A 387-nucleotide genomic window follows, 5' to 3' on the forward strand; every position below is an offset into this window, starting at 1 on the left:
TTATGGCAATGGCAATTGGCAATGATGGTGATGGCGAAGACGAAGTCAATAGCACCATCAACACCACCCCGCTGGTAGACGTCATGCTGGTCTTGCTGATCATCTTCCTCATCACCACCCCGGTGATCACGGATACGGTCAAGCTCAAGCTGCCGGCAGAACACAATCAGATTTACAAAACCAAACCAGAAAACATCACCCTGTCGATCAACAAGGATGGTGATTTGTACTGGAACGGCAGCATGAAGCCGCTGGGCGGCCAGGATGCCCTGTTTGACAAGCTTGCGTTAGAAGCAGTCAAGATCCCGCAACCGGAATTGCATATCCGTGGCGATCAGAATGCCCGTTACGAGTTTGTTGGCAAAACCATCCTGACGGCACAACGTG

Annotated in this window: 1 protein-coding gene; it reads left to right on the forward strand. The window is 51.4% G+C overall.

Features of this window, described 5'->3' with window-relative positions; all coding sequences use genetic code 11:
• Positions 1-387, forward strand: a 387-nt coding sequence (locus tag ACO0LC_RS29200) for an ExbD/TolR family protein (RefSeq protein WP_423009771.1), incomplete at both ends; no start/stop codon positions are given.

This window comes from Undibacterium sp. JH2W, assembly GCF_049340425.1.
Classification (GTDB): domain Bacteria; phylum Pseudomonadota; class Gammaproteobacteria; order Burkholderiales; family Burkholderiaceae_D; genus Undibacterium.